The following is a 25,878-nucleotide window of genomic DNA, read 5'->3' as shown; positions in this document are numbered from 1 at the left end:
ACCAGCTTCGTTCGCACATCGCCTGGAAAGACCATGCCCTCTGACCTGTGGAGTTTTGCCAGTACCTTGTACGCCGGCGCTGGCGTCGAAACCGCGTGCCTGCGTTTGCAAGCGCAAGGTGCCGATGTGTGCCTGGTGTTGTGCGCCGCATGGCTGGAACGACGCCGCGTCGCCTGCACACCATTACGTATTCGGGCGTTAACGGATCTGGCCACGCCCTGGCAGCAAACCGTAATCACGCCACTGCGCCATCTACGGCAACGCTGGCGCGAAACAGCGGCCCACGATCATGCCGTCGCCGACCTGCGCGAGCACATTAAACAGTTGGAATTGCAGAGTGAGCGTGAGCTGCTCGAACGCTTGCAGCAATTAGCGAGCGAATGGCCAACAGGGGAAACAGAGGACGATTGGCTGACTGCCGTGGCCGGCCAGCATGACCGCGACGCGCTGGCTTTGCTGCGCGTCGCGGCCACTCACACTTAGGACAGGCTCGGCACGCCGCTACCGTTGGTAGTAGGTGTTGCGGCAGCGGGTGCTGCCGGAGCAGCCACTGGCGCAGGCGCCGCGGCCGGTTTTACCGGTGCCGCTGGTTTGGCTGCGACCGGCTTGGCAGCAGGTTTGGCTGCGGCAGGTTTCGCCGGCGCCTTGGCAGCGGGCTTCGCAGCAGGTTTAGCGACCGCTTTGGCCGGCGCTTTTACCGCTGGTTTAGCAGCCGGTTTTGCGGCGACTTTGGCAGCTGCAGGCTTAGCAGCAGCGGCTGGTTTGGCTGCTGGTTTAGCTGCGGCAGGCTTGGCGGCGGCCTTCGACGCTGGTTTGGCGGCTGCCTTGGCGGGTGCTTTAGCAGCAGGTTTTGCTGCTGGCTTAGCAGCCGGTTTGGCGGCGGCTTTCACCGGTGCTTTGGCGGCAGGTTTGGCGGCGGTCGACGCGGCCTTCGCGGCCGGTTTCGCGGCAGCTTTCACGGGCGCTTTTTTCGCAACGGGTTTGGCCGGTGCTTTGGCAGCTGGTTTAGCAGCGGCTTTTGCGGGTGCTTTGGTGGCGGGCTTGGCGGCGGCTTTTACCGGCGCTTTGGCGGCTGGTTTGGCAGCAGGCTTGGCCGCCGCTTTGGCTGCAGGCGCTTTGGCTGCGGGTTTAGCGGCCACTGGTTTTGGCGCCGCGCTGCGTGCGCTCAACGCTTTGGCAACGGACTCTTTAACCTTGCCAACGCCTTGGGCCAATTTCAGGCTTTCCTGGGCATCGCGCTTGAGCTGCACGATGTAGTTACGCGTTTCGGCCTGGCTGGCTTTAAGGGTGTCGAGCAGCGCCTCCAGTTCGGCGACGGCTTGCTTGGCTTTGTTCTGTGCTTTGTTCTTGCCTGCGGTGGTCGCGGCTTGCAGCAAGCTGCGCGCGTCGTGCAGTTTTTCCTGTGCCTTGCCGCGCTGCTTTTCCAGTTTGGCGAGAAGCTTTTCAGCGTCGACCAAAGCCTGGGAACAAGCACTTTCGAGATGATCCAGCAGGCTTTGAGAAAGCTGCTGCAGCAGATGCAAAGGAGTGGTTACCGATTTCTTATTGGCCGACATGACGCGCCTCCTGGCGAACGTTGGTGCGGCCATACTAGCCGGCCGTTTCGCCGCTCGCCAGTTCCGCGATGAGTGCTGGCATAATCGCCGCACTCGTCGCTCGGAGAACGCCCATGTCGCGTTATCTTTTACCGCTGTTTTTCCTGCTCGCGCCGCTCGCAGTCAGCGCCACACCGGCGCAGGAAAACCAGCACGACCTGGCTTACAGCCTGGGCGTAAAACTGGGTCAGCGTCTGCGCGAAGAAGTGCCCGATTTGCAACTGCAAGCGTTGCTCGATGGACTGCGCCAGTCCTATCGCGGCGAGCCGTTGCAGCTCGATGCCAAGCGCATGGAACAGCTACTGGCCGAGCACGAAGCCCAACTCGCCGAAGCACCTGTCGATGATCAAAAAGCGCGGCAGGCGGAAACGCGCTTTATGGTCAATGAAAAGGCCAAGAATGGGGTACGAGAATTGCCAGGCGGCGTGCTGTACAACGAACTGCATCGCGGACAGGGGCGTGTGCCGAATGCGAACGGTCGCGTACGAGTGAAGTACGTGGGGCGTTTTGCCGATGGCAGCGTGTTTGACGAGAGTGCGCAGCCAGTGTGGTTCAAGCTCGACAGCGTGATAACCGGGTGGCGAATTGCGCTGCGGGAAATGCCGGTGGGCAGCAAATGGCGTTTGGTGATTCCGTCTGCCCAGGCCTATGGCGCCGAAGGGGCCGGCGATTTGATTGCGCCCTACTCGCCCTTGGTATTTGAACTGGAATTGCTTGAGGCCGCCGACTGAGCGACGGCCCCGTTAATCACTCAACAACGGCTTAGACGACTGGCGCCGCTTGTTGCTGATGGGCGTTGTGCAGCACTTCGATCAAACAGTCTTCAAGCTCGAAGCGCTCGTGAAGCAATTGCCCCAAACGCTTCAATTCAGCGTTCACCAGAGCGGCGTCGCTGCAGTCGCCTTTGTCGCAACGATCATTGAAGGCCAGCGCCACTTCGGTAATGGCTTCAATGCGTGGATAAATCTGCTTGGCCAACTCCAGCCCGCGATCATCACCGAACGCCTTGGCTTCATTGGTGAGTTGTTCGTAGACCTCGAAGTGACCAGCCGACACGTAATCTACCAACACTTCACAAAACCGTTGCAGGGCCTGTTCGTTGGCTTCCTTCGAAGCGGCTTCGTCGTGCAATACATCAAAACTACGGACCAATTCGTGGCGTTCTTGCAGCCAGCGGTCGATTAGTAGATGCACCCCACCCCAGCGTTCTTGGGCGTTCTGACAGCTCTCGAGCATGATGACTCACTCCCCTTGATTCAATGCTGTTTCTACGTCTGCTCCGAGACGGTTTTTTGTCATTCGGCGCTTTACAACGGCATTTAACCGACGCTTTGTGCTGGCCAGATTATGCCCGCCCGCTACGCCCTACAAGGCGCCAAAGGAGAAAGTTTCATACGCCCGTTTGATCGCAATGCCGCATGCGGCTTGGCCTGAGCAAACGCACAGGCCGGGAACACAGCGACTTTGAGCCGCTGAGAAGGGTGGGGTCAGGCGCGACGCAGGAACTGATACGCCGAGAAAATCACCATGCCGACAAACGCCAGTAGGCACCATTCGGCGAGGCTCATGCCGAACAGTGTCCAGGTCACTTCGGCGCAGTCGGCGGTGCCGTGGAGCACGCGGGAGACGAATTCCTGAAAGGGCAGGTTTTGCAGCATGTAGTCGAAATTGCTCGGCATGCACGATGCCATGGGATCGGGAGGTGTGTTCTGAATCCAAATCTGCCGGCAGGCAGCAGCCGCGCCGGCCGCAGCGGATAAGAATGTCAGCGAGGCATATACCCGACGCGCGCCACGGCCGGGGTTGTGCAAGGCGGCCAGCAACGCAAAGGCGCCGAACGCCATCACGCACAGGCGCTGCACGATGCACAGCGGACAGGGCTCCAGGCCCACGACATGTTCCAGATACAGCGCGCCGCCCATCATGGCGACGCAGGCAAGAAAGGCGAGGAAGAACAGCGAACGCGGGCTAGCCAGCGACATGACAACTCCGGAGGAGGCGAGGAAAGGCGGTACGTTAGTGGAAAGCGCCTCGCCGATACAAGCCGGCACCGCAGTGCAACCATCGCCCTGCTGGCACCGCACGTCCAGTCGCGGGTCGCCGCGTCAGTCACGTCGCGGCGCCGCGAGCCTCAAGCGTTTTTGCCCGCAGACAAATTGTCGCGGCTTCAGGTGCCGGCAGTGGCTGGAACAGGAGCGGGAGTGAGCCGCCGATCCAGCAGCCCCATGCCTTCTTCGTACAACTCGTTGCTGCGTTGCAACTCACCTTGCTGCGCCAACAGGCGCGCCAACTCTGCGCACGTTTGCGGCGTACGGGCGAAGCTCAGGCTGCTTTCAAAGTACTCGCGAGCCTTGCCCCACAGGTTGTTATGCAAACACAGACGCCCCAAGCAGAGCAGTAACACGGGGTCGGTCGGATTGGTCTTCAACCAACCTTCGGCCGTCTGCACTTGCTTGGCGACATCGCGGCCACGCACCTGACCGTAAAGCTCGACCAGGCGACTGTCGTATTGCCGCGAAATGGCAGCACGCAGCACCTCTTCCGCTTCCTCCGGCGCGCCCAGCACACGCAACTGCTCGGCGTACACGGCCACCAATTGCGGTTCACTGCGCTGCGCTTTGGACAGGTGCTGCCACGCCTGGGTCAGCGGCTGCAGCGCGATCTCGCCATTGTTCAAACCGTCGGTGGCAGCGCTGGCCAATCGCGCGCTCCAGGCTTGTTGTTCGAGGGCGCTGAGTTCGGCATCACCGAGCACTTTGTCTTTGCGAAGGTCCGGCAACAGGGCAATCACCGCTGGCCAATCGCCGCGCTGCTGGTGCACCTGCTGAAGATGTTTGAGCACTTGGCGATGGTGGGGGTGGCGGTCGCGCATGACCTGCAGCGTTTCCAATGCAGCTTCAGTCTGCCCGCGCGCCTGCTGCAACTCGGCATGGGCCAATGCAATCGCCAGCTCGGCGTGGGGCTGGCGCTCCAAGGCCTTTTCCAAGAAGCCATCGCTCTGTTCGTAGTCACCCAATTCGTTCGCGGCACGCGCCGCACCGAGGTAATAAATCAGTGGTTGTTGCTCGCCCTCGGCCGCGCGTTGCAGGTGTCGCACAGCGCGTGCCCAGCGCCCTTCGGCGAGGTCGAGCAAGCCCTGTTCGCTGGCCAGTTGCACGCGGCGTTTGCGGTTGCGCCGCGACCATGGATTGACCACGCCGCCCGACACAAACACCAAACTCAGCAGCAAGCGAATCAGGTAAACCGCCAGCCACACCACGGCGATCAGCGCAACCGCAGCCCACAAGCTGGACTCGTAGCGGAAGTTTTTGTAGGCGATCAGCACGTAGCCGGGGTCTTCAACCACGGCCAAGCCAATCAACACGGCCGTCGCGACCAGCAACAGCAGAATCAGCAGCGCACGTCTCATGGGCTGACTTCCTCCAGCTCGTTATCAGCCGCCGGCTGATCGCTCTGGGACTGCCGCTCTTCTTGCAGTTTCTGGCTCGCGTTCTGACGTTTCTGCACGTAGGCGCGCACGGCGTCTGTGGCCGGCGTGAGGTCCGGCATCGTCACCGCCACTGGTTGGCCGATGAGCTCGTCGATCCGCGCCAGCAGCGCCTGGCTGTCGGGATTCTGCGCATTGAAGTAGCTGTCGAGCACGTTGCGCGCCTGGGTCATGGCTTGGCGATAAACCTCAGGTTTGCCATTCAAGGCGGCCCATTGCGCTTGTTCAAGGGCAAGAGTCAACGCGAGGCGAACTTGCGTCAGGCTCTGGCCGGCCAACAATGGCCGCACGTTCTGGTCGGCATGGAAGTCGATGCGGATGTAGCGCGACAGTTTTTCCAGCCACTCTGACCACCAGCCCTGCCCGTCACCTTCAGCGGCGAAATTGAATTGCTCGCCTTTGCTGGTGAACGCTGGCACCAGCGAATTAAGCTCCGCCGCTTGCTCGCGCATGGCGCCCAGTTGCAAGAACAGGCCGGTGCGATCCAACGCCGTAATGCCGCGCAATGCCACCAAGGCCTTGGCCAGCTGTTCGCGAGCGGCATAGGAGCCGGAGTCGTCCTGGTCACGCAGAATCTCGTCGGCGCCCTGTACCAGCACGGCGGCGCTACCCACATCCTGCAATGCCGAGAGGCGCAACGCGGCCAGACGCAGCAAGTGCTCAGCTTCGGCCAGACGCCAATCTTGGCGACTCGCGCCCAACACGCTTTCGACGCGCTGACTGAGCTGCTGTTGATCGCCTTGCAATTGGGCCAACAAACGGCGGCGACTTTCGAGTTCTTGAGGGTCGGGCAGCGCCGCGACGCGGTCGGTCAGGCCCTGCTCACGTTGCGATAACAATTGGGTTTGGCTGCGAGCCTGTTCGAGTTGCGACAGTTGCTCCCGATCATGGCTTTGCAGCATTCGAACCTGCCAGACGCTCCAGCCGCCGGCCGCTATACCCGCAGCACCAATCAACAGCGCCAGGGCTGCCAACCCCGTGCCCCGTCCTTTTGCAGGCGGCGGGGCAACCGGTTCGGTGCGGGGAGAAGTGGGCGCAGTAAGCGCAGGTTGAGTGTCATCTTTCGGGGAGGTTGCTTCGCTCACGTATCCGTCCTGTGCATCAGAGGGCAGCCGGGGCATGGTCCCGCAAAGCTGCCAGCAACGCCGCGGCACTCGCACCACGGCAGTCCACAACCGCACGAGCCCCGGCGGCAGTCGCCATTTCGGCAACCCGCGGGCTCGGTACAAACAAGGGTAGCCGCGCCAGTGTCGGCCATTCGGCGCCAGCCAGGGTCAGCAGGTGTTGAAAACCCTGCCCACTGCTGACCACCAGACCATTCAAGCGTTCAGCGTAAACACGCTCTGGCAAGGCCGCCACCGCATAGTGCGGCAGCGAGCGGCGATACAGTGGCAGATAATCGACCGCTACGCCTTGGCCGCGCAAGCATTCAGCCAGGGCTTCACGGCCACCCTCTCCACGCAGAATCAGTACGCGTGGTGAGGCGCTAGTGGCCAATGCGGCTTGCAATTCCCGCAACGCCAATAAGGCTTCGCTGTCATCACCCCGGGGGGGATAGCTTACGGTCAAGCCATGCTCGGTCAGTATCTGGCCAGTGGCGGCACCAACAGTGAACCACGCGACATGCGCGGGCGGCTGCGGCCAGTAGCGGTTGAGCAAGGCCAGCCCCAGTCGAGCAGCCGGCTTGCTCACGACGATAACCGCGCAGTAGCGATCCAGGTGTTCCATCAAGCGGTGCTGTTCAGGCGATTCAGCAAGCGGCTGTATATCCAGCAATGGCAGGCTGCTGCTGAATACGCCGTGCTCGGCGAGCGTGACGGCCAGGGCCGCGCACTCTTCAGCCGGGCGGGTGAGCAGCAACCGCCAGCGGGTCACTCGGGCTTAGCCTCACCGTAGACGGCTTGCAGAATGGCGGCGGCGCCTTGTTGCAGCAGGTCTTGCGCGACGCTGACGCCCAGGGCGTTAGGGTCTTTCACCGTGCCCATGGCTTCGGCCCGCAGCAACAAACCACCATCGGGCTGGCCGACCAGACCACGCAGCCAGATGTGCTCGCCCTGCAGTTCGGCATAGCAGGCGATGGGCACCTGACAGCCGCCATTCAAGGTTTTGTTCAGGGCTCGTTCGGCGGTCACGCGCAGTGCGGTTTCATGGTGATGGAGGGCGGCGAGCAGCACGTGGATGTCGCTGTCAGCGCTGCGGCATTCAATACCAACCGCGCCTTGGCCACCGGCCGGCAGGCTGTCGATGACGCTGATGCTGGAGCGGATGCGGTCGGCGAAGCCCAGACGGATAAGACCGGCCGCCGCGAGGATGATGGCGTCGTACTCGCCAGCATCAAGCTTGGCCAGACGGGTGTTGACGTTGCCGCGCAGGAAGCGGATTTGCAGGTCCGGGCGCATCGCCAACAGTTGGGTTTGACGGCGCAAGCTGGAGGTGCCGACCACGGCGCCTTGCGGCAAGGCGGCGATGCTTTCGTAGGTGTTGGAAACGAAGGCGTCACGCGGATCTTCGCGCTCGCAAATGCAGTACAGGCCCAGGCCTTCGGGGAAATCCATCGGCACGTCCTTCATCGAATGCACGGCGATGTCGGCTTCGTTTTCCAACAACGCGGTTTCGAGTTCTTTGACGAAAAGGCCTTTTCCGCCGATTTTCGACAGCGGTGAATCAAGCAGCTTGTCGCCACGACTCACCATTGGCACAAGGCTGACGACGAGCCCTGGGTGCGCCGCTTCCAGGCGAGCTTTAACGTATTCGGCCTGCCAGAGGGCCAAGGCACTTTTGCGGGTAGCGATGCGGATTTCGCGGGACGACATGACGGCTCTCGAACGGAATTAACCCGCGCATAGTAAGGCAGCCGCGCAGGTGGTGCACCCGCCGTCAGGGTGACGGGCTGCCGCAGCAGCCGTTCGGGTGGGTTAGCTCAGAGGCTGTTCATTAGCTTGCGTACACCGGCCACGTGCCGGCGACTGACGATCAGGGCATCGCCATTCAAGCCTTTGAGGTACAGCTGGAAATGACCGAGCGGGGTGCGTTGCAAGCGTTCGATACGCTCACGGGCCACCAGCGCGTTGCGGTGAATACGCACAAAGCGATCACCGAATTCGTCTTCCAGAGCTTTAAGGGGTTCGTCCAGCAGCACCTCACCGCCCTCGTGACGCAGCGTCACGTACTTATGGTCGGCGATGAAATAAATGACTTGGTCCAGGGGAATCAGCTCGATGCCTTTGCGGGTGCGGGCGCTGATATGGGTGCGCGGACCGCTACCGCTCTCGGCGGCTGGCCGGGTCAGCGCCACCAGCTGCACGCGATTGGGACGTTCGGCTTTTTTCAGCGCTTCGATTAGGCTTTCTGGGCGCACCGGCTTGACCAGATAACCCACGGCGCTGACCTGAAACGCATCGATGGCGAACTCATCGTGCGCGGTGCAGAAAATTACCGCTGGCGGCGCCTCGCGCTCGCAGAGTTTGGCGGCCACCTGCAAGCCATCCAGACCCGGCATGCGAATGTCGAGTAACACCACATCGGGTTTAAGACTATCGATCAGGGTCAACGCCTCTTCGCCATTGCTGGCACAGGGCTCCAACACTCGGTAACCATCGAGCTCACCGACCATACGGCTGAGGCGCTCGCGGGCTAGGGGTTCATCGTCGACGATCAGGACATTCATATTGCTCGGGCTTCCTGCGTGAGTCTCGCACAAGGATAGCGTAGACAGGTGAAGTGGCGCCCGTCACGGCGATCCACGCTGAGACTCGCGCGAGGGCCAAAAAGTGCCGCAAGACGCGCATCTATATTCACCAACGCTTGCTGTGTACCACGAGAGGGTTTGTGCTCACTGCCCTCCTTCTCCGGGTCATAAGGGTTGCTGACACTCAGCTCGAACACCCCGTCTTTGTAATCTGCTTCTATGCGTACCACGCCCCCTTCGATGCGCGGCTGAATACCGTAGATCAAAGCGTTCTCCAACAATGGCTGCAAGGTGAGCTGCGGAATTGGCAGGTCGGGCGGAACATTGTCGACCTGCCACTGCAACTGTAGACGCTCACCAAGACGATATTGTTCGATAGAAAGATAGCGCTTGCTCAGCTCCAGCTCCTCACTCCACGTCACCAGGCTGCCGGGCTTGGCCAGGCTGGCGCGAAACAGATCGGATAAATCCAGCACCGCTTGTTCAGCTTTATAGGGATCAATTACGACCAGGCTGGCGATGCTATTCAAACTGTTGAACAGGAAATGCGGACGGATCCGTGCCTGCAATGACTCGATTCTTGCTGACAGTTCCGCTTGCTGCTGTCGCCGCCATTGGCTCTGCAGGTAGAAGTAGCGTAGCAGCAGCGCCGACATGATCAGACTAATCAGCGCATGGCGCAGATACAGGTTCACCTCGCCGGTACGCGGCAACGGTCCGCCCAGGCTGTAAAAGTCGGCAATGGCCGTGCAGGTCAGCGTCAGTCCTACTACCAAAAGGCAGCACAGCAGCCCCGCCAGGGCTGCCGGCAAGCGCGCCAACAGCGGCCGCAATTGGCACATGAGGCCCGCTGAGAGCAGCACGATCCATTGCACGAATAGCGAGGTGAGTGCCAGACGAATCCAGTTGAAGCCCGGCTGCATCGGCTCGGCCAATACCAGCACCAGCACTAGCAGCTCGGCCAGCAGCACCAGCACCAGCAACGCTTCGGGCAGGCACAGCTCGGGCAAGAAGAATTCGCCGGGTGCGGTTTTTTTCGATTTAAGCCATGAGATACGCATCGACACAGTTTCCGGGGCGACTTGCGCGGCAGCAAGCGGGCGGGCGCTGCACGGACTAAATAAAGCAGCAAATGGCCATCGCGTCGGCAAAACTGTGACCAGTCCTACATTGCCGTCGCCCTTCGCCGACGGCGCCGGGCATAACGGCACGACTAACCGGTGCCGCGAAGTTGCTGTCTACCCTGCTATTATCCGCACACTTTTTACGCTGGCCGCTTCCCGTGGCCTCCCGTTTTGCGCACCAGCCGAGTCATTGCCATGAGCACCGAAAAGACCAACCAATCGTGGGGCGGCCGCTTCAGCGAACCTGTCGACGCCTTTGTTGCCCGCTTTACTGCCTCGGTCAATTTCGACCAGCGCCTGTACCGCCACGACATCATGGGCTCCATTGCCCACGCCACCATGCTGGCCAAGGTCGGCGTGCTCACGGCGGATGAGCGCGACGCCATCGAAAATGGCTTGAAACAGATTCAGAGCGAAATCGAGGCCGGCACCTTTGAGTGGCGCGTGGACCTGGAAGACGTGCACATGAATATCGAGGCGCGGCTGACCGACCGCATCGGCGTCACCGGTAAAAAACTGCACACCGGCCGCTCGCGCAACGACCAAGTCGCTACCGACATCCGCCTGTGGCTGCGCGATGAAATCGACCTGATCCTCAGCGAAATTACCCGTCTGCAACAGGGTTTGCTGGAGCAGGCCGAACGCGAAGCCGGCACCATCATGCCCGGCTTCACGCACCTGCAAACCGCCCAGCCGGTCACCTTCGGCCACCACCTGCTGGCCTGGTTCGAAATGCTCTCGCGTGACTATGAGCGGCTGGTCGACTGCCGCAAACGCACCAACCGCATGCCATTGGGTTCGGCCGCATTGGCCGGCACCACGTACCCGATTCAGCGGGAAGTCACCGCCGAACTGCTGGGTTTCGATGCGGTAGGTGGCAACTCGCTGGACGGCGTGTCTGACCGCGACTTCGCCATCGAATTCTGCGCAGCAGCTTCGCTGGCGATGATGCACCTGTCGCGCTTCTCCGAAGAGCTGGTGCTATGGACCAGCGCGCAGTTCCAGTTCATCGATTTGCCTGACCGCTTCTGCACCGGCAGCTCAATCATGCCGCAGAAGAAAAACCCTGATGTGCCAGAGCTGGTACGCGGCAAATCCGGGCGCGTATTCGGCGCGCTGATGGGCCTGCTGACCTTGATGAAAGGGCAACCGCTGGCCTACAACAAAGACAATCAGGAAGACAAAGAGCCGCTGTTCGACGCCGCCGACACCCTGCGCGACAGCCTGCGTGCGTTCGCCGACATGGTGCCGGCGATTAAGCCGAAAACCGCCGTCATGCGTGAAGCTGCCCTGCGTGGTTTTTCCACGGCCACGGACCTCGCCGACTACCTGGTTCGCAAGGGCCTGCCCTTCCGTGATTGCCATGAAATTGTTGGCCATGCGGTGAAGTACGGCGTGCAAACCGGTAAAGACCTGGCGGAAATGAGCCTCGAGGAGCTGCGCACGTTTAGTGAGCAAATCGAGCAGGACGTGTTCGCCGTGTTGACCCTCGAAGGTTCGGTGAACGCCCGCGACCATATCGGTGGCACAGCGCCGAATCAAGTCAAGGCTGCAGTTGTTCGCGGCAAGGCGCTGTTGGCCAGCCGCTAACCGCATTTCCCATCGCGGCGGATCGGGCAATCCGATCCGCCGCGAGCGGTTGGTTTACTTCTTGCCCCGCGCCATCGCCAAAAACTGCTCCATCTCGGCGTCTTTGTCGGCCGCCACCTTCTGCACATTCGGATTCTGGTTCAGCAGCTTGAACAGCGCGGCCGCCTGCGGGAAATCGGCCAGCACATCCGTGGCGAAGAGCTTGCCCATAACCGTGCTCGCCAAGTCCAGGCTGTACAGAAAATAAAGGTCAGCCAGGCTCAAGGTGTCACCGGCCAGGTACGGCGAAAACGCGCCGTGACGTTTCAGGCTGGCCAGCCCAAGGTTCAAATCTTCCAAGCTTTTGGCTTTGATCGCCGGATCCACTTTGCCGCCGAAAAACGCCTCCAGGTAACAGGCGCGCGCCGGCAGCTCGATATACAGCTCAATCTCGCGCATCAGCGAACGCACGTAGGCGCGCGCCTGCGAGTCGCTCGGCAGCAAAGGCTTGGCGGGGTGGGTTTCTTCCAGGTACTCGAGAATGACGCTGGTCTCGTTGATGAAACCTTTCTCGGTTTGCAGCACCGGCACTTTGCCGCGCGGGCTGATGGCCAGAAACTCTTCGCGCTGGCCGCCGTGAACGGCGACCGCTTCGAAGGGGATGCCTTTTTCCAACAAGGCCAGTTTCACCATGTTGTAGTAGTTGCTGACCGAAAAACCGTGCAGTTTGAGCATGTCAATCTCCGTTCCTGGTGGAGTGGGCGTTGCACCTTATAAACCGTGACGAGCCAGGCGCCCAGCCGAATCCACCCCATGAATGCGTACGCCATTGCGCACGGACCATGGCACACTGCGGCCTTGTTTTCCGAGGAGCGCGCCATGAGCGACATTGATGAGAGCGAAGAATCCTTCGCTGAAGCAACTCTGGTCCAAGCCATTGAAAATCAGCTCGAAACCGACACCCCGCCTGCCGCTAACGCCGCCTTCAACAAGCTGACGCTGGTGGGCTATCCGCGTGAAGAGGCGTTGCGTTTGATGGCGCTGGTGTTGGCCTTCGAAATTGACGCCATGCTGGATGAAGACCGCCCGTTCGACACGGTCTGGTACGAACAAGCCCTTCGCGCGCTGCCCGAATTACCTGAAGGTTCGGAAGACACTGACTAATACCTAAGCAGCGCTTGCCTTGACTCAGCGCAGCGGATTAGCCTCGTGGTCATAGCATCCTGCCATGGTCCCGCCCAACACTTGGGCGGTCCCCGAGCCTGAATCGATGACCCATCGCGTCTATTTCAGCAGTTGGACAACCTTGTGTGCGGCCCTGCTGGTCGCCGCCCTCGGCATTTCCCGCGCTCAGGCCGAACCCATCCAGATCGGCGCCGAAGACGATTGGTATCCCTATACGGCGCTTCGCGATGGTGAAATTGCCGGTATGTCGGTGGACATCGTCAAAGCGGCATTCGCCGCGACCGGCACCGACATTCAACTCGTTTCCTTCCCCTACACCCGCTGCATGCAACTGGCGCTGCGCGGGCATATTGTGGCGTGCTTCAACACCTCGCCCAATGCGCAAATCGCTGCCGACTACCGCTTGCCCACTCACCCCTTGTTCAGCGAGTCGGTTTTATTGTGGGCGCGCAATGACAGCGCCAAGCCGGTGAGCAATCTGGACCAGTTGGTGGGCAAAACCGTGGCGGTCACCAATGGCTACGAATATGGCGCCGACTTCGACAATGACACGCGCCTGACCCGCATCATGGTGCGCAAAGACCTCAACGGGTTTTTGATGTTGCAACGCTCGCGCGTCGATTACATGCTGGCATTTCGAGGAACCGCGCTGCAGCTATTCGAGGAGCACCCGGAGCTGCGTGGGCAATTTATCCCGGTCATGACCGTGCACCGCCCTGATCTTTATCTATCCTTTTCCCGACACCATCCAGACGCTGAAAACCTGCTCAAACGTTTCGATCAAGGAATGCGCGTAATCGAAAGCGACGGCCGCTATCAACAGATCATCGACACCTGGAGGAACAAACAGAACGCCGCGAAGTAAGCGGCAACCACCCACCACCCCCTGCCCGCTAGTTGGGGTCCACGCTGCCACCGACTCAATGCTGAGCGTTGGCGCACTACAAGAAATCTGGAGCAAACATGTCATTTACACCCGAACTGATTGCTGAGCTGGAAATTCTTGCCCTGTACAACCTTTCCAACACCAAGGAAGGCCTCAAGGTTCACCATATCGCCTCGCCCACGGCCATTGCCGCGACCCAGCGCCTGCACGAAAAAGGCCTGGTGACGCTGCCCGATGGCGGCTACCTGACCAGCCTCGGGCTAGACGCCGCGCAACATGCCCAAGACCTGCTGACCATTCTCACCGTTGAAGAAGCGGCCTAACCTTCTGTGACTCAGGCAAAGGCGGCGCCCCGCTGCTTTTGCCTGCTCCGCCTCACCGCCGTAAATCAAGCCACAGCCCCCTGCCCCCGGCGTTTCGCGGCTGCTAATCTAGCCCCACCAACCGGCAAGAGTTAGCTATGACGCGCACCCAGGAAATTCGTCCCGACATCGACGAGGGTATCGACCGCAAGGTGCTGACGCAGCTGCGCGCGCGCTTTCTCAAGGTCAACAGCGGGCGCCTGGACCGCGCCATGCAAGGGCTGTCGACGCGTCAGCAATTGGTGCTCAAGCTGTTGCCGTTGTTGTTCCACGTTAACCACCCGCTGCTTCCGGGCTACGTCTCCGGCCAGACGCCGGCCGGCGTATCCGGTTATGAACCCGACGACGAACTGCTGAGCGAAGCCCAACGCCTGACCCGCTCGTTCGTGTACAAGGCGCGGCGCGGCAATCCGCCGTTGCCAATTCATGGTCTGTTTCTGATGGGCAGCCTCGGCACCGTGGCGCAGGCCGAGCAGAGCGACATGGACGTGTGGGTGTGCCATGCGCCGAACCTGAGCGCTCAAGAACTGCAAGAGCTGGCGCGCAAATGCACGCTGCTGGAAGTATGGGCGGCGACCCAAGGCGCCGAGGCGCATTTCTTTCTGATCGATCCGGCGCGCTTCACCGTCGGTGACCGCGAAGCCCAACTGACCTCCGACGATTGCGGCACCACGCAACATTACTTGTTGCTGGACGAGTTCTACCGCACCGCCATCTGGCTGGCAGGGCGCACGCCGCTGTGGTGGCTGGTGCCGGTGTACGAAGAGAAACGCTATGCCGAATACACCCATCAGTTGCTGAGCAAACGGTTTATTCGTGCGGATGAAGTGCTGGATCTTGGCCATCTGGCCACCATTCCGCCGGGCGAATTTATCGGCGCTGGCATGTGGCAGTTGTTCAAGGGCATCGAGTCGCCTTACAAGTCGGCGCTCAAATTGCTGCTGACCGAGGTGTACGCCAGCGAACACCCGAACGTTGAATGTCTGAGCCTGCGTTTCAAACAAGCGGTGTTCAGCAACCAGCTCGACCTCGACGAGCTCGACCCGTACGTCGTGGTGTACCGCCGCCTCGAGGAATACCTCAGTGGCCGCGGCGAAACCGAGCGCCTGGAACTGATCCGGCGCTGCCTGTACCTCAAGGTGAACAAAAAAATCAGCAACCCGCCGCGCAACCGGCGCAAAAGCTGGCAGCGTCTGTTGCTGGAGAAACTCACTGCAGGCTGGGGCTGGCAGCAGCGGCAACTGGCGATGCTCGATAGCCGCAGCCAATGGAAGGTTCGGCAGGTCAGCGCCGAACGCCGCGTGCTGGTCAACGAGCTGACCTACAGCTACCGGTTCCTGTCGCAGTTCGCCCGCACCCAACAGGTCGCCAGCTCACTCAACAGTCGCGACCTTGGCGTGTTGGGCCGACGCTTGTACGCCGCCTTCGAGCGCAAGGCCGGCAAAATCGAATTCATCAACCCCGGCATTGCCCCGGACCTGGCCGAAGACAACCTGACTTTGGTGTTCAACAGCGACAGCACCGATGACAGCCAATGGGCATTGTTCAACGGCAGCCTCAGCGGCCAGGAATGGCGTGATTTTGCCCCGCTGAAACGGGCGCGCGAACTGATTGAGCTGCTGGCCTGGTGTCACCGCAATGGCGTGATCGACAGCAGCACGCGCATCGCCCTGCACCCTGGCGACAGCGACCTCACCGAATTCGAGCTGGCCAATCTGCTCACCAGCTTGCAACAAGCCGTGCCGCTGCCATTGCCGAGCGTGAGCGAAGAAGCGTTGTTGCACAGCAGCGCGCCGAGCGAGGTGTTGTTGCTGGTTAACGTCGGCATCGACCCGCTCAAACAGCACAGCCAGCTCAACGTGCACATGACCACGGGCCGCACGGATTCCCTAGGCTATTCGGGTGTGCGCGAGAATCTGGTGCTGACCCTCGACCAGGTGAGTTTGAACAGCTGGAACGAGTTGTCAGTCAGTCGTTACGACGGCACCCATGCGCTGCTCGACTGCTTGCGTGACTTCCTCAATAGCCTGCCGCCCGGCGGGGCGTTGCCGATATTGAAAGTGCGGTGCTTCTGTCGCAACCGTGCCCAGGCCATTGCCGAGCGTGTTGAAGAATTATTCCGCGATATTCTTTCGCACTTCGTGGGCGAACGCGGCCAGCGCTATTTGGTGCAGATTCAGCAGCAATACCACGTGCTGCAATTAACGCCCGGCCATGTCGACCATGTGGCGCTAAACAACCTGCCGGCATTGCTGGAGCAGTTGGGCAGCGAGCTGAACAGCTACAGTCCGCTGCACTTGGATCGCCATGCGTTGGAAGGCGAAGACCTGGCGATGATTCTGCCGCTGGGCCGACCCGACTGCATTCAGGTGTTCTATCGCTTGCACGAAGACACCGCCGAGCTGACCGCGCTGGATGAACGCAACGCGCTCTGGCGCCAGCGTCTTCCGTTCCGGGATGAGCAAAGCTTGCTGACGCCGCTGCACCGTTTTCTACAGTCGGTGCTGTACCGCCGCAACGCGCAGCTGCCGCTGGATACCGACCCGGTTTTGACCGACAACTTGGAAATTCTGTATTACGAAGTGCTGCCGCCGGCGCCTTCCCGGGCTCAATTTCTGGAGCGCCGCGCGGCGCCGCAGTCGGCGGTCAGCCATCCGTTTTACGACGTTCAGGCGATTGTCGAACCCGCCGAGCAAGGACGGGTGCACGTCACCCTGTTCTGTAACCACCGGGAATTCTCCGAGTTGGAATACGGCAATGAACTGTTCAGCGCCGTGGCCCGCCACATCCTTTCGCAACGTAGCGGCCACGAGCGTTATCCGTGCTACATCACCGACCTGGATCTGTCGCGGGTGCTTGGTGAGGGGCAAACGCAGACCATCCATTACCTGCGCTACAAAACCCGGCTGGAGGCTGCGCTCAATAGCGCGCTGCAACGTGCGTAACGTGCTCGCCCGTTTGGCCCATCGCGGCTGAAGCCGCTGCCGCAGTGAAAAACAGTGAGTCTCGGCTTACGCCTTCATGGGCGCCTGTGGGTTTTTCAGCGCGTACAGGTAGCTGCCTGCCAGGCTGTGGTCGCCCAGCACGCTGGCGTAGCTGGCGGTGAACGTAATCGCCTGGCCAACATGCTGGTAGAGCCACGTGCCGCTGACGCCCGGCGGCACTTCGGGAACCAGGTCGCTGTCGTTCACAACCCGAAAGGTCGGCACCTGCAGGCCGTTGTAGTACGCGGCGAACGAGGGAGACGCCAGGCGCGGGCTGGCAAAGTTGTAGTGTTGCAGCGCTAAGCCGGGCCAGCGTTCGCGCATATCAGGAACCGCCAGCGTGGACAAACTGCTGCCCAAACTGTGCCCGCATACCCACAGCGCACCTTCGGGGCGCATATCGTCGAGCGCTTGCAAGGCCAGGTCGCGCAGTGAGGTGTAGAGCTTCAAAAAGCCGTCGTGCACCAGGCCAACGTCGCTTTTCCACGGGTAGCTGCGCTGCGGCACATCCAGATCATCCAGCCAGTCTTGCGCCGTGTCAGTGCCGCGAAACACTAGGTAAACGGCGCCTTGCGGGTCGCGCGCCGCAAAGCCGAACGGCTCGGACTCGTTGAGAAAATGCAGTTCGCTGAGCACGCTCCACACCGGCGCTGAAAACTGCCAGCCGGGCATGTCGGGGAGCTGCCAATGGAAGTCTTCAGGCTTTCGCGGCTGCTGCTGCGCCATCCATTGGTCGTACTGCTGATAAGCGCAGTTCACCAATTGGGCGCAGAGCAACGCTTGAGGCAGGGAAAACGCAGGCGGGAAGTACATCGGTAGGCTGGGCATCTCGGCCTCCTTGCCACTGAATGAACGCCTACTCTAAAAGCGCCTGGCGATTACTGGCTATAGGCACCGGCGGCTTCTGGTTGGTACTCGACTGCCAGCAATGTCAGCTGAATCAGTTTTCCAGCCGGGGTCGGCCAGTCGATGTGTTGGCCAACCGACAGCCCTAACAGCGCGCTGCCTACGGGCGCCAGAACCGATACGGTGCCCTCGCCGCCCGCCTCGTTCGGATACACCAGCGTCAGGTGGTATTCCTTGCCGCTGCTTTCTTCCCGGCAAACCACTCGCGAGTTCATGGTCACCACGCCGGCCGGCACTTCGTCATGGCCGACCACATTGGCGCGCGCCAGCTCCTCTTCGAGGGCTTGGGCGCCTGGGCCGAAATCGTCGAGGCTTTCGAGCAGACGCTCAAGGCGTTGCAGGTCCAGACGGGTGATGGTGATGGCTGGAGCGGTCATAACGCAGTACTCATAGTCAGTGGCAGCCAGGCAGCGGCTACCAGCGGAACGTCGCAACCCAATGAGGGCCGCAGCAAATTCCAGGCGGCAGTTAAAGAAAAACCCCGACCGAAGCCGGGGTTTGCAGGCGCCTCATTCTGGTGAGGCGAGTGCCGACCGTAGCACAAGACATGACTGCTTGGTCAAGACTGCCGAAACGGCGATGGCTTTACGCGCGCCTGGGCCAACTCGATTATTTGCCGGCGACGCGGGCTATCAGCGGCTTTCCATTCGCGGATTTCAGCGAGCAAGCGCCCGCAGCCCAAACACACGTCGTCGTCATCCAGGCAGCATTCGCGGCGACATGGCGACAGCACCACGTCAGCGTCTTGCGCCTGTGGCTGGAAAATTTGCGGAGCATTCATGTCAGAGCTCATCGAACTCGATCGCTTCGCCAGCTTGTTCAAGCGTGATGCGCGCGAGCATTTCGCCGAGCAGCTCGTCGCTGGTGTCGCAGATCCAGCGATCAGTGGCGCCGTCGTAATCGAAGTGGAAACCGCCAGAGCGAGCCGCCACCCACAGTTGGCGAATCGGCACCTGCCGGCTGAGGATCAACTGCGAGCCATTGGCAAAACGCACGGTGAGAATGCCGGCGGAATTTTCCAGGTCGAGGTCCAGGCCGCTGTCATCGAAAATGTCTTCTACCGATTCCTGGGTGGCATCCACCAGGTCGTGAAAACGCGCTTCGGTCAAACTCATAACGGGCACCTCAGGCAAAAATTAAGGCAACGACGCAGGTGCGTTGCGACAAGTTGTAGGCATTAGCCGGCTAGCGTGCGGCGATACTCGGCGGGGCTCTGTCCGGTCCAGCGGCGAAACGCGCGGGCCAGGGAACCGGCTTCGCTGAAGCCAACAAAAAACGCGATGTCAGCCAGCTCGAGCGTCGGATCGCGTAGGTAATTGAGCACCAACTGCTGGCGAGTTTCGTCGACAAGTTGGCTGAATGATAACCCGGTCTCGCGCAGACGGCGCTGCAAGGTGCGTGGACTGAGCCCCAAAGTCTGCGCCAGGCGCTCCAGGTCCGGTCCCTGTTCAGCAAGTTGCTTGGCCAGTTCCAAGCGGGCGCGGTCCAGCACGTGCTGCTCTTGGCGCATTTCGGTAAGCAGGCGGTCGGCGTAACCGTCGAGCATCTTGCGCACCTGCGCATCGGCCTGGCCAAGCGGCGCAAGCAGTAGGCGCTTGGGGAAGACCAGCGCGTTGTCGGGTTGGGAAAACAGCACCGGGCAACGAAAGATGCGCTGGTGCTCGGCCGCATCAGCCGGCGCTGCGTGCTGGAAGCGCACTTCGGTGGGAGCAACATCAAGGCCACTTATCCAATGCCCAAAGGTGGTCCAGCCCGCCAGCGTTTCCTCGCACAGGTGCCGTTGTTGCTGCGCCAATAACGGCTGCCAACTGTGGGCCACCTGTGGCTCCAGGCCGGGACGCTCAGGTTCGTCGGCCAGGTCAACATGCCCAAGACTGCCGACCAAGGTGGCGTAGCGCGCCTGCCGGTGCAGGGCGTCGCCTAGGGTCGCGCAGCTCATCAGCAAATAGCCGAGCACGCCGTAGTAACCCGGCCGCACCGCTTCGCCGAGGTGCAGCCCAAAGTGCGCATCGCCCGTCAGCTCAACGCCCTTTTCCATCACTGCCAGATACACCGAGGCGGCCACGCGTTGATCACGCTGGGCCAACAGCTCGGGGCTTACGTGCAAGGGCGCCAGCAACGTTTCGGTGGCGATTCCCTGGCGCGCCAGGTAGTCCAACAGGCCTTGGAAATAGGCGACCGAAACCGAACCGGCCAGTGGCGCAGGTGTGTGCATCAGAGCTCCTGTTGGGGCGTGAAGGGACAAACGTAGACGCTTTTACGATAGCGTCAGGGCCCGCTGCGCGGGAGCTCCGGTCTATCGCCCGGCGCATAGGCAAGGCGCCGGGCGGCCGGTATACTCCGGCGCAATCACTGCTTTTACAAGGAATCCGCCATGAAGCGGCTACTGACTGCCCTTATCGCGCTCGTCGCCATTTCGTCTCTGCTTACCGGCTGTGGCCAGAAAGGCCCGCTGTATCTGCCAGGCGAAGACCAACCTTCCGCTGAACACACCCATTAAGGAGGCGGTATGCACGCCTTCAATTACCGCACAGGCGAACTGTTTGCGGAGGGTGTGGCGTTGTCCGCCATTGCCGAGCGTTTTGGTACGCCCACCTACGTGTATTCCCGCGCGCACATCAGCGCGCAATTCAATGCCTATGCCGACGCGCTGCAAGGCGTCCCGCATCTGGTGTGCTACGCCGTCAAAGCCAACTCCAACCTCGCTGTACTGAACCTGCTGGCCCGCCTGGGCGCCGGGTTCGATATCGTTTCCTCCGGCGAGTTGGAGCGCGTGCTGGCCGCCGGTGGCGAGCCGGGCAAAATCGTATTTTCCGGTGTGGGCAAAAGCCGCGACGACATGCGCCGCGCGCTGGAAGTGGGGGTGCACTGCTTCAACGTCGAGTCCACCGATGAGCTGGAACGCCTGCAACTGGTGGCCGCCGAGCAAGACGTCATTGCGCCCATTTCGCTGCGCGTAAACCCCGACGTTGATGCCGGCACCCACCCGTACATTTCCACCGGCCTCAAAGAAAACAAATTCGGTATCGCCATTGCCGACGCCGAAGCGGTGTATGCCCGCGCCCATGAGTTGCCGAACCTGAAAGTGCTGGGTGTGGACTGCCATATCGGTTCGCAACTGACCAGCCTGCCGCCGTTCCTTGATGCCCTCGACCGCCTGCTGGCGCTGATCGACCGTCTTTCAGCGCGCGGCATTCAGATTCACCACCTCGACCTGGGTGGTGGCGTTGGCGTGCGTTACAAAGACGAAACGCCGCCACTGGTCAGCGATTACATCAAGGCCGTGCGCGAGCGTACCGCTGGGCGCGACCTGAAACTGGTGTTCGAACCCGGCCGCTACATCGTCGCCAACGGCGGCGTGTTGCTGACGCAGGTGGAATACCTCAAGCACACCGAACACAAAGACTTCGCCATCGTCGACGCGGCGATGAACGACCTGATTCGCCCCGCGCTTTATCAGGCGTGGATGGACGTTGTGCCGGTGCAGCCGCGCGAAGGCGCCGCGCGCGCTTACGACATCGTCGGGCCGATTTGCGAGACCGGTGATTTCCTCGCCAAAGGTCGTGAACTGGCCTTGGAAGAAGGTGATTTGCTGGCGGTGTGTTCGGCGGGCGCCTATGGTTTTGCCATGAGCTCTAACTACAACACCCGTGGCCGTTGCGCCGAAGTGCTGGTCGACGGCGAACAGGCTTATGAAGTGCGTCGCCGCGAGACCGTGCAAGAACTCTATGCTGGCGAAAGCCTGCTGCCGGAGTAACGGTCATGCTGCTGCGATTCACCAAAATGCACGGCCTGGGCAACGACTTCATGGTTCTTGACCTGGTCAGCCAGCACGCGCATATCCAGCCAAAGCACGCCAAACAGTGGGGCGACCGCCACACCGGCGTGGGCTTTGATCAGCTATTGCTGGTAGAGCCGCCGAGCAATCCCGACGTCGACTTCCGCTATCGGATTTTCAACTCCGACGGTTCTGAAGTTGAGCAATGCGGCAACGGCGCACGCTGCTTCGCCCGCTTTGTGCTGGACAAGCGCCTGACCATGAAACGCCAGATTCGCGTGGAAACCTCTGGCGGCATCATCGAGCTGGACGTGCGCCCCGACGGCCAAATCAGTGTGAACATGGGCGCGCCGATTCTTGAACCAGCGCGCATTCCGTTCCAGGCCGAGAGCCAGGCGCTGAATTATCAGGTGGATGTCGGCGGTACAGCGGTCACGCTGGCGGCGGTGTCCATGGGCAATCCGCACGCGGTGCTGCGCGTAGACAGCGTCGCCGAAGCGCCGGTGCACACCCTGGGCCCTAAGCTGGAACATCACCCGCGCTTTCCTCAGCGAGTGAACGTGGGCTTTCTTGAAATTACCGATCGCCAGCACGCCAAGCTGCGCGTTTGGGAGCGCGGCGCCGGAGAAACCCAGGCCTGCGGGACCGGCGCTTGCGCCGCCGCTGTTGCCGCCATCAGCCAGGGCTGGATGGATTCGCCTCTGCAACTCGAACTGCCTGGCGGTCGCCTGTTTATTGAATGGGCCGGCGCCGGGCAACCCGTAATGATGACCGGACCCGCCGTCCGGGTTTATGAAGGGCAGGTTCGCCTATGACCGATAAGCAGCAAGACGAGAGCACCCCTCTGGACGCCGAAGCGGTGGCCGCATTTCTGCGCGCGCATCCGGAGTTTTTCGTCGACCACGACGAGTTGATTCCCGAGCTGCGTATTCCGCATCAGCGCGGCGAGTCGGTGTCGCTGGTCGAGCGCCAGGTCAAGCTGCTGCGTGAGCGCAACATCGAGATGCGCCACCGTCTTTCGCAACTGATGGACGTCGCCCGCGACAACGATCGATTATTCGATAAGACTCGCCGCCTGGTGCTCGACCTGCTCGACGCCGGCACGCTGGAAGAAGTCGTCAGCGCCGTTGAAGACAGCCTGCGCCACGAATTTCAGGTGCCCTTTGTCAGCCTCACCTTGTTCAGCGAAACGCCAACCGGCGTGGGCCGCTCGGTGAGTTTTGCCGAAGCGCATCAAGCCATCGGTGGCTTGTTGGCCGACGGCAAAACCATTTGCGGCGTGCTGCGCAGCCATGAGCTGGCGTTTTTGTTTGGTGAAGAAGAACGCGAGAGCGTCGGTTCTGCAGCCGTGGTAGCCCTCAGTCATCAGGGTTTGCATGGCGTACTCGCCATCGGCAGCCCCGATCCGCAGCATTACAAGAGCTCGCTCGGCACGTTGTTCCTTGGCTATATCGCCGAAGTGCTTGCCCGCGTTTTACCGCGGTTCGCCACGCCGCTTCGCTCGGTACGCTAAGCGTCCGGGCAGTTCGCCGTTAGCCAGGAGCGTCGCCTGATGCAAGCTGCCCTCGACGCCTACCTGAAACATCTGCGCAGCGAACGGCAGATGTCGCCCAACACCCTCGACGCCTATCAGCGCGACCTGCTCAAACTCATTGAGTTATGCGGCACTCAAGGGATCGACTCCTGGGCTGCGCTCGACGTGCGCAGGCTGCGCAGCTTCGTGGCGCGCTTGCATCAGCAAGGGTTCTCGGCACGCAGCCTGGCGCGTCTTCTCTCCGCCACGCGCGGTTTGTACAGCTACTTGATCGCCGAGGGCGTGTGCCAACACGACCCCGCTACCGGCATCGCTCCGCCCAAACGTGAACGTCGCCTGCCGCGCACGCTGGACGCCGACCGCACCTCCCAGTTGCTCGACGGCGCGGTGGAAGATGACTTCATCGGCCGGCGCGATCACGCCATGCTCGAGTTGTTCTACTCCTCAGGCCTGCGTCTTGCCGAGCTGGCGGGCTTGAATGTGCAGCAGCTGGATCTACCGGGTGGCCTGGTCGAAGTGTTGGGTAAGGGCAGCAAAACGCGGGTGCTGCCACTGGGCCGCAAGGCGCGTGAAGCATTGGAAACTTGGCTGGCGCAGCGCGCCTTGGCCAACCCTGCGGACGACGCGGTTTTTATCAGCGCCAAGGGCAAGCGCCTTGGCCCGCGCGCCATTCAATTGCGCGTCGGCCAAGCCGGCGTACGCGAGCTGGGGCAACACGTGCATCCGCATATGCTCCGCCATTCGTTTGCCAGTCACATGCTTGAGTCGTCACAAGACCTTCGTGCCGTGCAGGAGCTGCTCGGCCACGCCGACATTGCCACCACGCAGATTTATACCCATCTGGATTTCCAGCATTTGGCCACCGTTTACGACAGTGCCCATCCCCGCGCCAAACGTAAAAGCAGCGAACCATGAGCATCCAACTGATCACGTTCGACCTAGACGACACGCTATGGGACAACCTCCCCGTCATCACCGGCGCCGAGGCGGCGATGCGTGACTGGCTGAGCAAGAACGCGCCACTCCTAGCGGCGCAGCCGGTTGAACATTTGTGGACCATCCGCAGCCAAGTGCTCGCCGCCGAGCCGGGGCTGCGTTACCGCCTGAGCGAACTGCGCCGCCGCACGTTGTTTCAGGCACTGGAAGGCGTTGGCTATAGCGCCGCACACGCGAAAGACATGGCCGAACACGCCTTCCACGCCATGCTCGATGCGCGCCATCGCATCACCTTTTTCGACGACACCGTGCCCACGCTGGAGCGCTTGACCGAGCGTTACATGCTCGGGGTGATCACCAACGGCAACGCTGATGTTCGCCGGCTCGGCTTGGCCGATTACTTTCGCTTCGCCCTGTGTGCCGAAGACCTCGGTGTCGGAAAGCCGGACCCGTTGCCCTTTATCACCGCCTTGCAACACGCGGGCGTTGCAGCTGCCGCCGGCGTGCACGTTGGCGACCATCCTGCCGACGATATCCGGGGCGCGCAGAACGCGGGCATGCGGGCGGTTTGGTTTAATCCGCAGGGGAAGAGCTGGGAAGGTGATGGGCAGCCGGATGCCGAGATTACAGCGTTGGCGCAGTTGCCTGGGGTGTTGGCGCAGTGGGGTTGAGATCGGCGACAAGCCGGCGATCCAATCGCGGCTAAAGCCGCTCCTACAGGACGGGGAAAACGCGGTCTGCCTTTACTCGGTCGAGATCGAGCGAGCTAGAGCGAGGCAAGGCGAATTTTGATTTTGAAGCGCAGTGGGCTGTAGCCCATGAGCATTCAAAATCAAAATTCAACGCAGCATCGCCGACGCGCAGCCGATCGATAAGCCCAACAAAAAGCCCGCCAAAATGGCGGGCTTTTTGTTGGGCTAAACACTAAATAGGGCGGCTGCCGTATTTGCTGTCCGGCTTCTTGGGCGGATCGGCAACCACATTAGGCTCGACCTCCTGCACCTTGCCACCACGGGACAAGAATTCCTGCATGGCGCGTTCCAGCGCATCGCGTTCCTTTTGCTTGGCTTCGATGCTAGGAAGCTCGTCGATGTCGACAGCCGCCTTGGCTTTCTTGCCAGCTTTTACGGGGACATCGCTGTCACTGTCGGTGTCGTCAGCGTCATCCGCCACGCCATCGTCAGCAGCCGCCAGCTCTTCGCCGTCGTCTTCCGCACCGCCTTCCAGTTCGTCTTGTTCCAGATCTTCGTCGCTCATGTTTAACCTCATGACTTGCGAAAAGCAGGTTAGTTATAGCCCAGCAATACACGCTGTCGCGCATTGCCAGAAAAAATTCAAAGAGTCTCGCCCTGCAGGGTCGCAAGCACTCTTCTGGGGCCACCGTGATCACGGTGCTCACCCAGGTAAATCCCTTGCCAGGTGCCTAAGGCCAAACGACCCGCACGTATCGGCAGCGTCACCTGGCACCCCAACAAACTGGCCTTGAAGTGCGCGGGCAAATCGTCCGCGCCTTCGTCGTTGTGTTCGTAAACGTCCTGGTCGTTGATGTCGGCATACGCACTGCCAACTTGAGGGACCAGACGATTGAAGAACCGCTCAAAGTCGCGTCGCACAGCCGGGTCGGCATTCTCGTTAATAGTCAGTGAAGCCGAGGTGTGCAACAGCCACAGATGTAACAGACCCAAGCGGTAGCCAGCCAGTTCAGGCAATTTCGCCGTCACCTCATCGGTCACCAAATGGAAGCCTCGCGGGCGTGCCTGCAAGGTGAATTCGCGTTGTTGCCACATAAGCATCTCCGCTCGTTCGGCGCGCATTCTAGCGTGCTCGTGGAAAAAGCAAAGGGC

Annotated in this window: 30 protein-coding genes; 13 read left to right on the top strand and 17 right to left on the bottom strand. The window is 61.2% G+C overall.

From position 1 onward, the window contains the following. Positions 1-33 precede the first annotated feature (33 nt). Positions 34-483 carry a TIGR02444 family protein gene (locus ACZZZU_RS16295; RefSeq protein WP_463384526.1) on the top strand — a complete coding sequence of 150 codons (450 nt, stop codon included), beginning with the start codon at positions 34-36 and terminating at the stop codon, positions 481-483. Here the strand turns inward: ACZZZU_RS16295 and ACZZZU_RS16290 are convergent. Next, positions 480-1,556: an AlgP family protein gene (locus ACZZZU_RS16290; protein ID WP_463551196.1), complete on the bottom strand. Its 1,077-nt coding sequence runs from the start codon at positions 1,554-1,556 to the stop codon at positions 480-482. The two genes, ACZZZU_RS16295 and ACZZZU_RS16290, sit on opposite strands and share 4 nt — an antisense overlap. 113 nt (positions 1,557-1,669) lie before the next feature. Here ACZZZU_RS16290 and ACZZZU_RS16285 point away from each other — a divergent pair, with 113 nt between their 5' ends. Beyond that, positions 1,670-2,326 carry an FKBP-type peptidyl-prolyl cis-trans isomerase gene (locus tag ACZZZU_RS16285; protein ID WP_463551195.1) on the top strand — a complete coding sequence of 219 codons (657 nt, stop codon included), beginning with the start codon at positions 1,670-1,672 and terminating at the stop codon, positions 2,324-2,326. Between the two features lie 31 nt (positions 2,327-2,357). Here the strand turns inward: ACZZZU_RS16285 and rsd are convergent, their stop codons facing one another. The 8 genes from rsd to ACZZZU_RS16245 form a co-directional block, all read right to left on the bottom strand. After that, positions 2,358-2,831: a sigma D regulator gene (gene rsd, locus ACZZZU_RS16280; protein ID WP_122497481.1), complete on the bottom strand. Its 474-nt coding sequence runs from the start codon at positions 2,829-2,831 to the stop codon at positions 2,358-2,360. Positions 2,832-3,082: 251 nt separating this feature from the next. Continuing rightward, a complete protein-coding gene (locus tag ACZZZU_RS16275) occupies positions 3,083-3,577 on the bottom strand; it encodes a disulfide bond formation protein B (protein ID WP_463551194.1) in 495 nt (164 codons plus the stop codon). A gap of 185 nt (positions 3,578-3,762) precedes the next feature. Beyond that, the gene (locus ACZZZU_RS16270; RefSeq protein ID WP_463551193.1) at positions 3,763-5,004 is read right to left on the bottom strand and encodes a heme biosynthesis HemY N-terminal domain-containing protein; all 1,242 of its coding nucleotides are present in this window, start codon (positions 5,002-5,004) and stop codon (positions 3,763-3,765) included. Further along, a complete protein-coding gene (locus tag ACZZZU_RS16265) occupies positions 5,001-6,167 on the bottom strand; it encodes a uroporphyrinogen-III C-methyltransferase (RefSeq protein WP_463551192.1) in 1,167 nt (388 codons plus the stop codon). The genes ACZZZU_RS16270 and ACZZZU_RS16265 overlap by 4 nt, the downstream gene beginning before the upstream one ends. A gap of 16 nt (positions 6,168-6,183) precedes the next feature. Further along, positions 6,184-6,957 (bottom strand): uroporphyrinogen-III synthase, encoded by a 774-nt coding sequence (locus ACZZZU_RS16260; protein WP_463551191.1) that lies wholly within the window; start codon positions 6,955-6,957, stop codon positions 6,184-6,186. Further along, positions 6,954-7,895 carry a hydroxymethylbilane synthase gene (gene hemC / locus ACZZZU_RS16255; protein ID WP_463551190.1) on the bottom strand — a complete coding sequence of 314 codons (942 nt, stop codon included), beginning with the start codon at positions 7,893-7,895 and terminating at the stop codon, positions 6,954-6,956. The genes ACZZZU_RS16260 and hemC overlap by 4 nt, the downstream gene beginning before the upstream one ends. A gap of 107 nt (positions 7,896-8,002) precedes the next feature. Beyond that, on the bottom strand, positions 8,003-8,749 hold the full coding sequence (locus ACZZZU_RS16250; RefSeq protein ID WP_122497493.1) for a LytR/AlgR family response regulator transcription factor: 747 nt from the start codon (positions 8,747-8,749) through the stop codon (positions 8,003-8,005). Next, positions 8,746-9,831 (bottom strand): sensor histidine kinase, encoded by a 1,086-nt coding sequence (locus ACZZZU_RS16245; protein ID WP_122497495.1) that lies wholly within the window; start codon positions 9,829-9,831, stop codon positions 8,746-8,748. The genes ACZZZU_RS16250 and ACZZZU_RS16245 overlap by 4 nt, the downstream gene beginning before the upstream one ends. 258 nt (positions 9,832-10,089) lie before the next feature. On the opposite strand from ACZZZU_RS16245, the gene argH reads away from it, so the two are divergent. Continuing rightward, entirely contained in the window at positions 10,090-11,484 is a 1,395-nt protein-coding gene (gene argH / locus ACZZZU_RS16240; RefSeq protein ID WP_122497498.1) for an argininosuccinate lyase, read from the top strand. Between the two features lie 54 nt (positions 11,485-11,538). Here the strand turns inward: argH and ACZZZU_RS16235 are convergent, their stop codons facing one another. Further along, entirely contained in the window at positions 11,539-12,198 is a 660-nt protein-coding gene (locus ACZZZU_RS16235; protein ID WP_122497500.1) for a glutathione S-transferase family protein, read from the bottom strand. A 144-nt stretch (positions 12,199-12,342) separates the two neighbouring features. Here ACZZZU_RS16235 and ACZZZU_RS16230 point away from each other — a divergent pair, with 144 nt between their 5' ends. From ACZZZU_RS16230 to ACZZZU_RS16215, 4 genes are all read left to right on the top strand, one after another. Beyond that, complete coding sequence (locus ACZZZU_RS16230) at positions 12,343-12,627, top strand: hypothetical protein (protein ID WP_463551189.1); 285 nt, start codon at positions 12,343-12,345, stop codon at positions 12,625-12,627. 106 nt (positions 12,628-12,733) lie between these two features. Further along, the gene (locus ACZZZU_RS16225; protein ID WP_463551188.1) at positions 12,734-13,513 is read left to right on the top strand and encodes a substrate-binding periplasmic protein; all 780 of its coding nucleotides are present in this window, start codon (positions 12,734-12,736) and stop codon (positions 13,511-13,513) included. A gap of 98 nt (positions 13,514-13,611) precedes the next feature. Continuing rightward, the gene (locus ACZZZU_RS16220; RefSeq protein WP_122449656.1) at positions 13,612-13,857 is read left to right on the top strand and encodes a TIGR02647 family protein; all 246 of its coding nucleotides are present in this window, start codon (positions 13,612-13,614) and stop codon (positions 13,855-13,857) included. A 137-nt stretch (positions 13,858-13,994) separates the two neighbouring features. Then, positions 13,995-16,841, top strand: a complete 2,847-nt coding sequence (locus tag ACZZZU_RS16215) for a class I adenylate cyclase (protein WP_463551187.1) — start codon at positions 13,995-13,997, stop codon at positions 16,839-16,841. 66 nt (positions 16,842-16,907) lie between these two features. Here the strand turns inward: ACZZZU_RS16215 and ACZZZU_RS16210 are convergent, their stop codons facing one another. The 5 genes from ACZZZU_RS16210 to ACZZZU_RS16190 form a co-directional block, all read right to left on the bottom strand. Beyond that, positions 16,908-17,708 (bottom strand): lipase family protein, encoded by an 801-nt coding sequence (locus ACZZZU_RS16210; RefSeq protein ID WP_122497508.1) that lies wholly within the window; start codon positions 17,706-17,708, stop codon positions 16,908-16,910. A 50-nt stretch (positions 17,709-17,758) separates the two neighbouring features. After that, positions 17,759-18,163 (bottom strand): nucleoside diphosphate kinase regulator, encoded by a 405-nt coding sequence (gene rnk, locus ACZZZU_RS16205; RefSeq protein ID WP_122497510.1) that lies wholly within the window; start codon positions 18,161-18,163, stop codon positions 17,759-17,761. Between the two features lie 182 nt (positions 18,164-18,345). Beyond that, positions 18,346-18,567 (bottom strand): DUF1289 domain-containing protein, encoded by a 222-nt coding sequence (locus ACZZZU_RS16200; RefSeq protein WP_206000663.1) that lies wholly within the window; start codon positions 18,565-18,567, stop codon positions 18,346-18,348. 1 nt (position 18,568) lies between these two features. Next, positions 18,569-18,901 carry an iron donor protein CyaY gene (gene cyaY, locus ACZZZU_RS16195; protein WP_122497512.1) on the bottom strand — a complete coding sequence of 111 codons (333 nt, stop codon included), beginning with the start codon at positions 18,899-18,901 and terminating at the stop codon, positions 18,569-18,571. Positions 18,902-18,963: 62 nt separating this feature from the next. Then, positions 18,964-20,001: an AraC family transcriptional regulator gene (locus ACZZZU_RS16190; RefSeq protein WP_463551186.1), complete on the bottom strand. Its 1,038-nt coding sequence runs from the start codon at positions 19,999-20,001 to the stop codon at positions 18,964-18,966. Between the two features lie 159 nt (positions 20,002-20,160). Between ACZZZU_RS16190 and lptM the strand changes: the two genes are divergently transcribed. From lptM to ACZZZU_RS16160, 6 genes are read left to right on the top strand one after another with little or no spacing between them, the layout of a single operon-like run. Continuing rightward, complete coding sequence (gene lptM, locus ACZZZU_RS16185) at positions 20,161-20,286, top strand: LPS translocon maturation chaperone LptM (protein ID WP_122449649.1); 126 nt, start codon at positions 20,161-20,163, stop codon at positions 20,284-20,286. 9 nt (positions 20,287-20,295) lie between these two features. Continuing rightward, the gene (gene lysA / locus ACZZZU_RS16180; protein WP_122497516.1) at positions 20,296-21,543 is read left to right on the top strand and encodes a diaminopimelate decarboxylase; all 1,248 of its coding nucleotides are present in this window, start codon (positions 20,296-20,298) and stop codon (positions 21,541-21,543) included. 5 nt (positions 21,544-21,548) lie between these two features. Further along, the gene (gene dapF / locus ACZZZU_RS16175) at positions 21,549-22,379 is read left to right on the top strand and encodes a diaminopimelate epimerase (RefSeq protein WP_463551185.1); all 831 of its coding nucleotides are present in this window, start codon (positions 21,549-21,551) and stop codon (positions 22,377-22,379) included. After that, positions 22,376-23,077, top strand: a complete 702-nt coding sequence (locus tag ACZZZU_RS16170; protein ID WP_122497520.1) for a DUF484 family protein — start codon at positions 22,376-22,378, stop codon at positions 23,075-23,077. Before dapF ends, ACZZZU_RS16170 begins: the two co-directional genes overlap by 4 nt. Positions 23,078-23,116: 39 nt before the next feature. After that, positions 23,117-24,013: a tyrosine recombinase XerC gene (gene xerC / locus ACZZZU_RS16165; RefSeq protein WP_463551184.1), complete on the top strand. Its 897-nt coding sequence runs from the start codon at positions 23,117-23,119 to the stop codon at positions 24,011-24,013. Continuing rightward, positions 24,010-24,705, top strand: a complete 696-nt coding sequence (locus ACZZZU_RS16160; RefSeq protein ID WP_463551183.1) for an HAD family hydrolase — start codon at positions 24,010-24,012, stop codon at positions 24,703-24,705. Before xerC ends, ACZZZU_RS16160 begins: the two co-directional genes overlap by 4 nt. Positions 24,706-24,958: 253 nt before the next feature. On the opposite strand, the gene sutA is transcribed toward ACZZZU_RS16160, so the two are convergent. Together sutA and ACZZZU_RS16150 are read right to left on the bottom strand one after the other, a co-directional pair. Continuing rightward, entirely contained in the window at positions 24,959-25,291 is a 333-nt protein-coding gene (gene sutA, locus ACZZZU_RS16155) for a transcriptional regulator SutA (RefSeq protein ID WP_122497526.1), read from the bottom strand. Positions 25,292-25,368: 77 nt separating this feature from the next. Next, positions 25,369-25,821 carry a secondary thiamine-phosphate synthase enzyme YjbQ gene (locus ACZZZU_RS16150; RefSeq protein WP_463551182.1) on the bottom strand — a complete coding sequence of 151 codons (453 nt, stop codon included), beginning with the start codon at positions 25,819-25,821 and terminating at the stop codon, positions 25,369-25,371. Positions 25,822-25,878 lie beyond the last annotated feature (57 nt).

This window comes from Pseudomonas sp. AC136 (genome assembly GCF_979258585.1).
The sequence above is the reverse complement of the archived record's forward strand: the minus strand, read 5'-3'. Positions and strand labels throughout refer to the sequence as shown.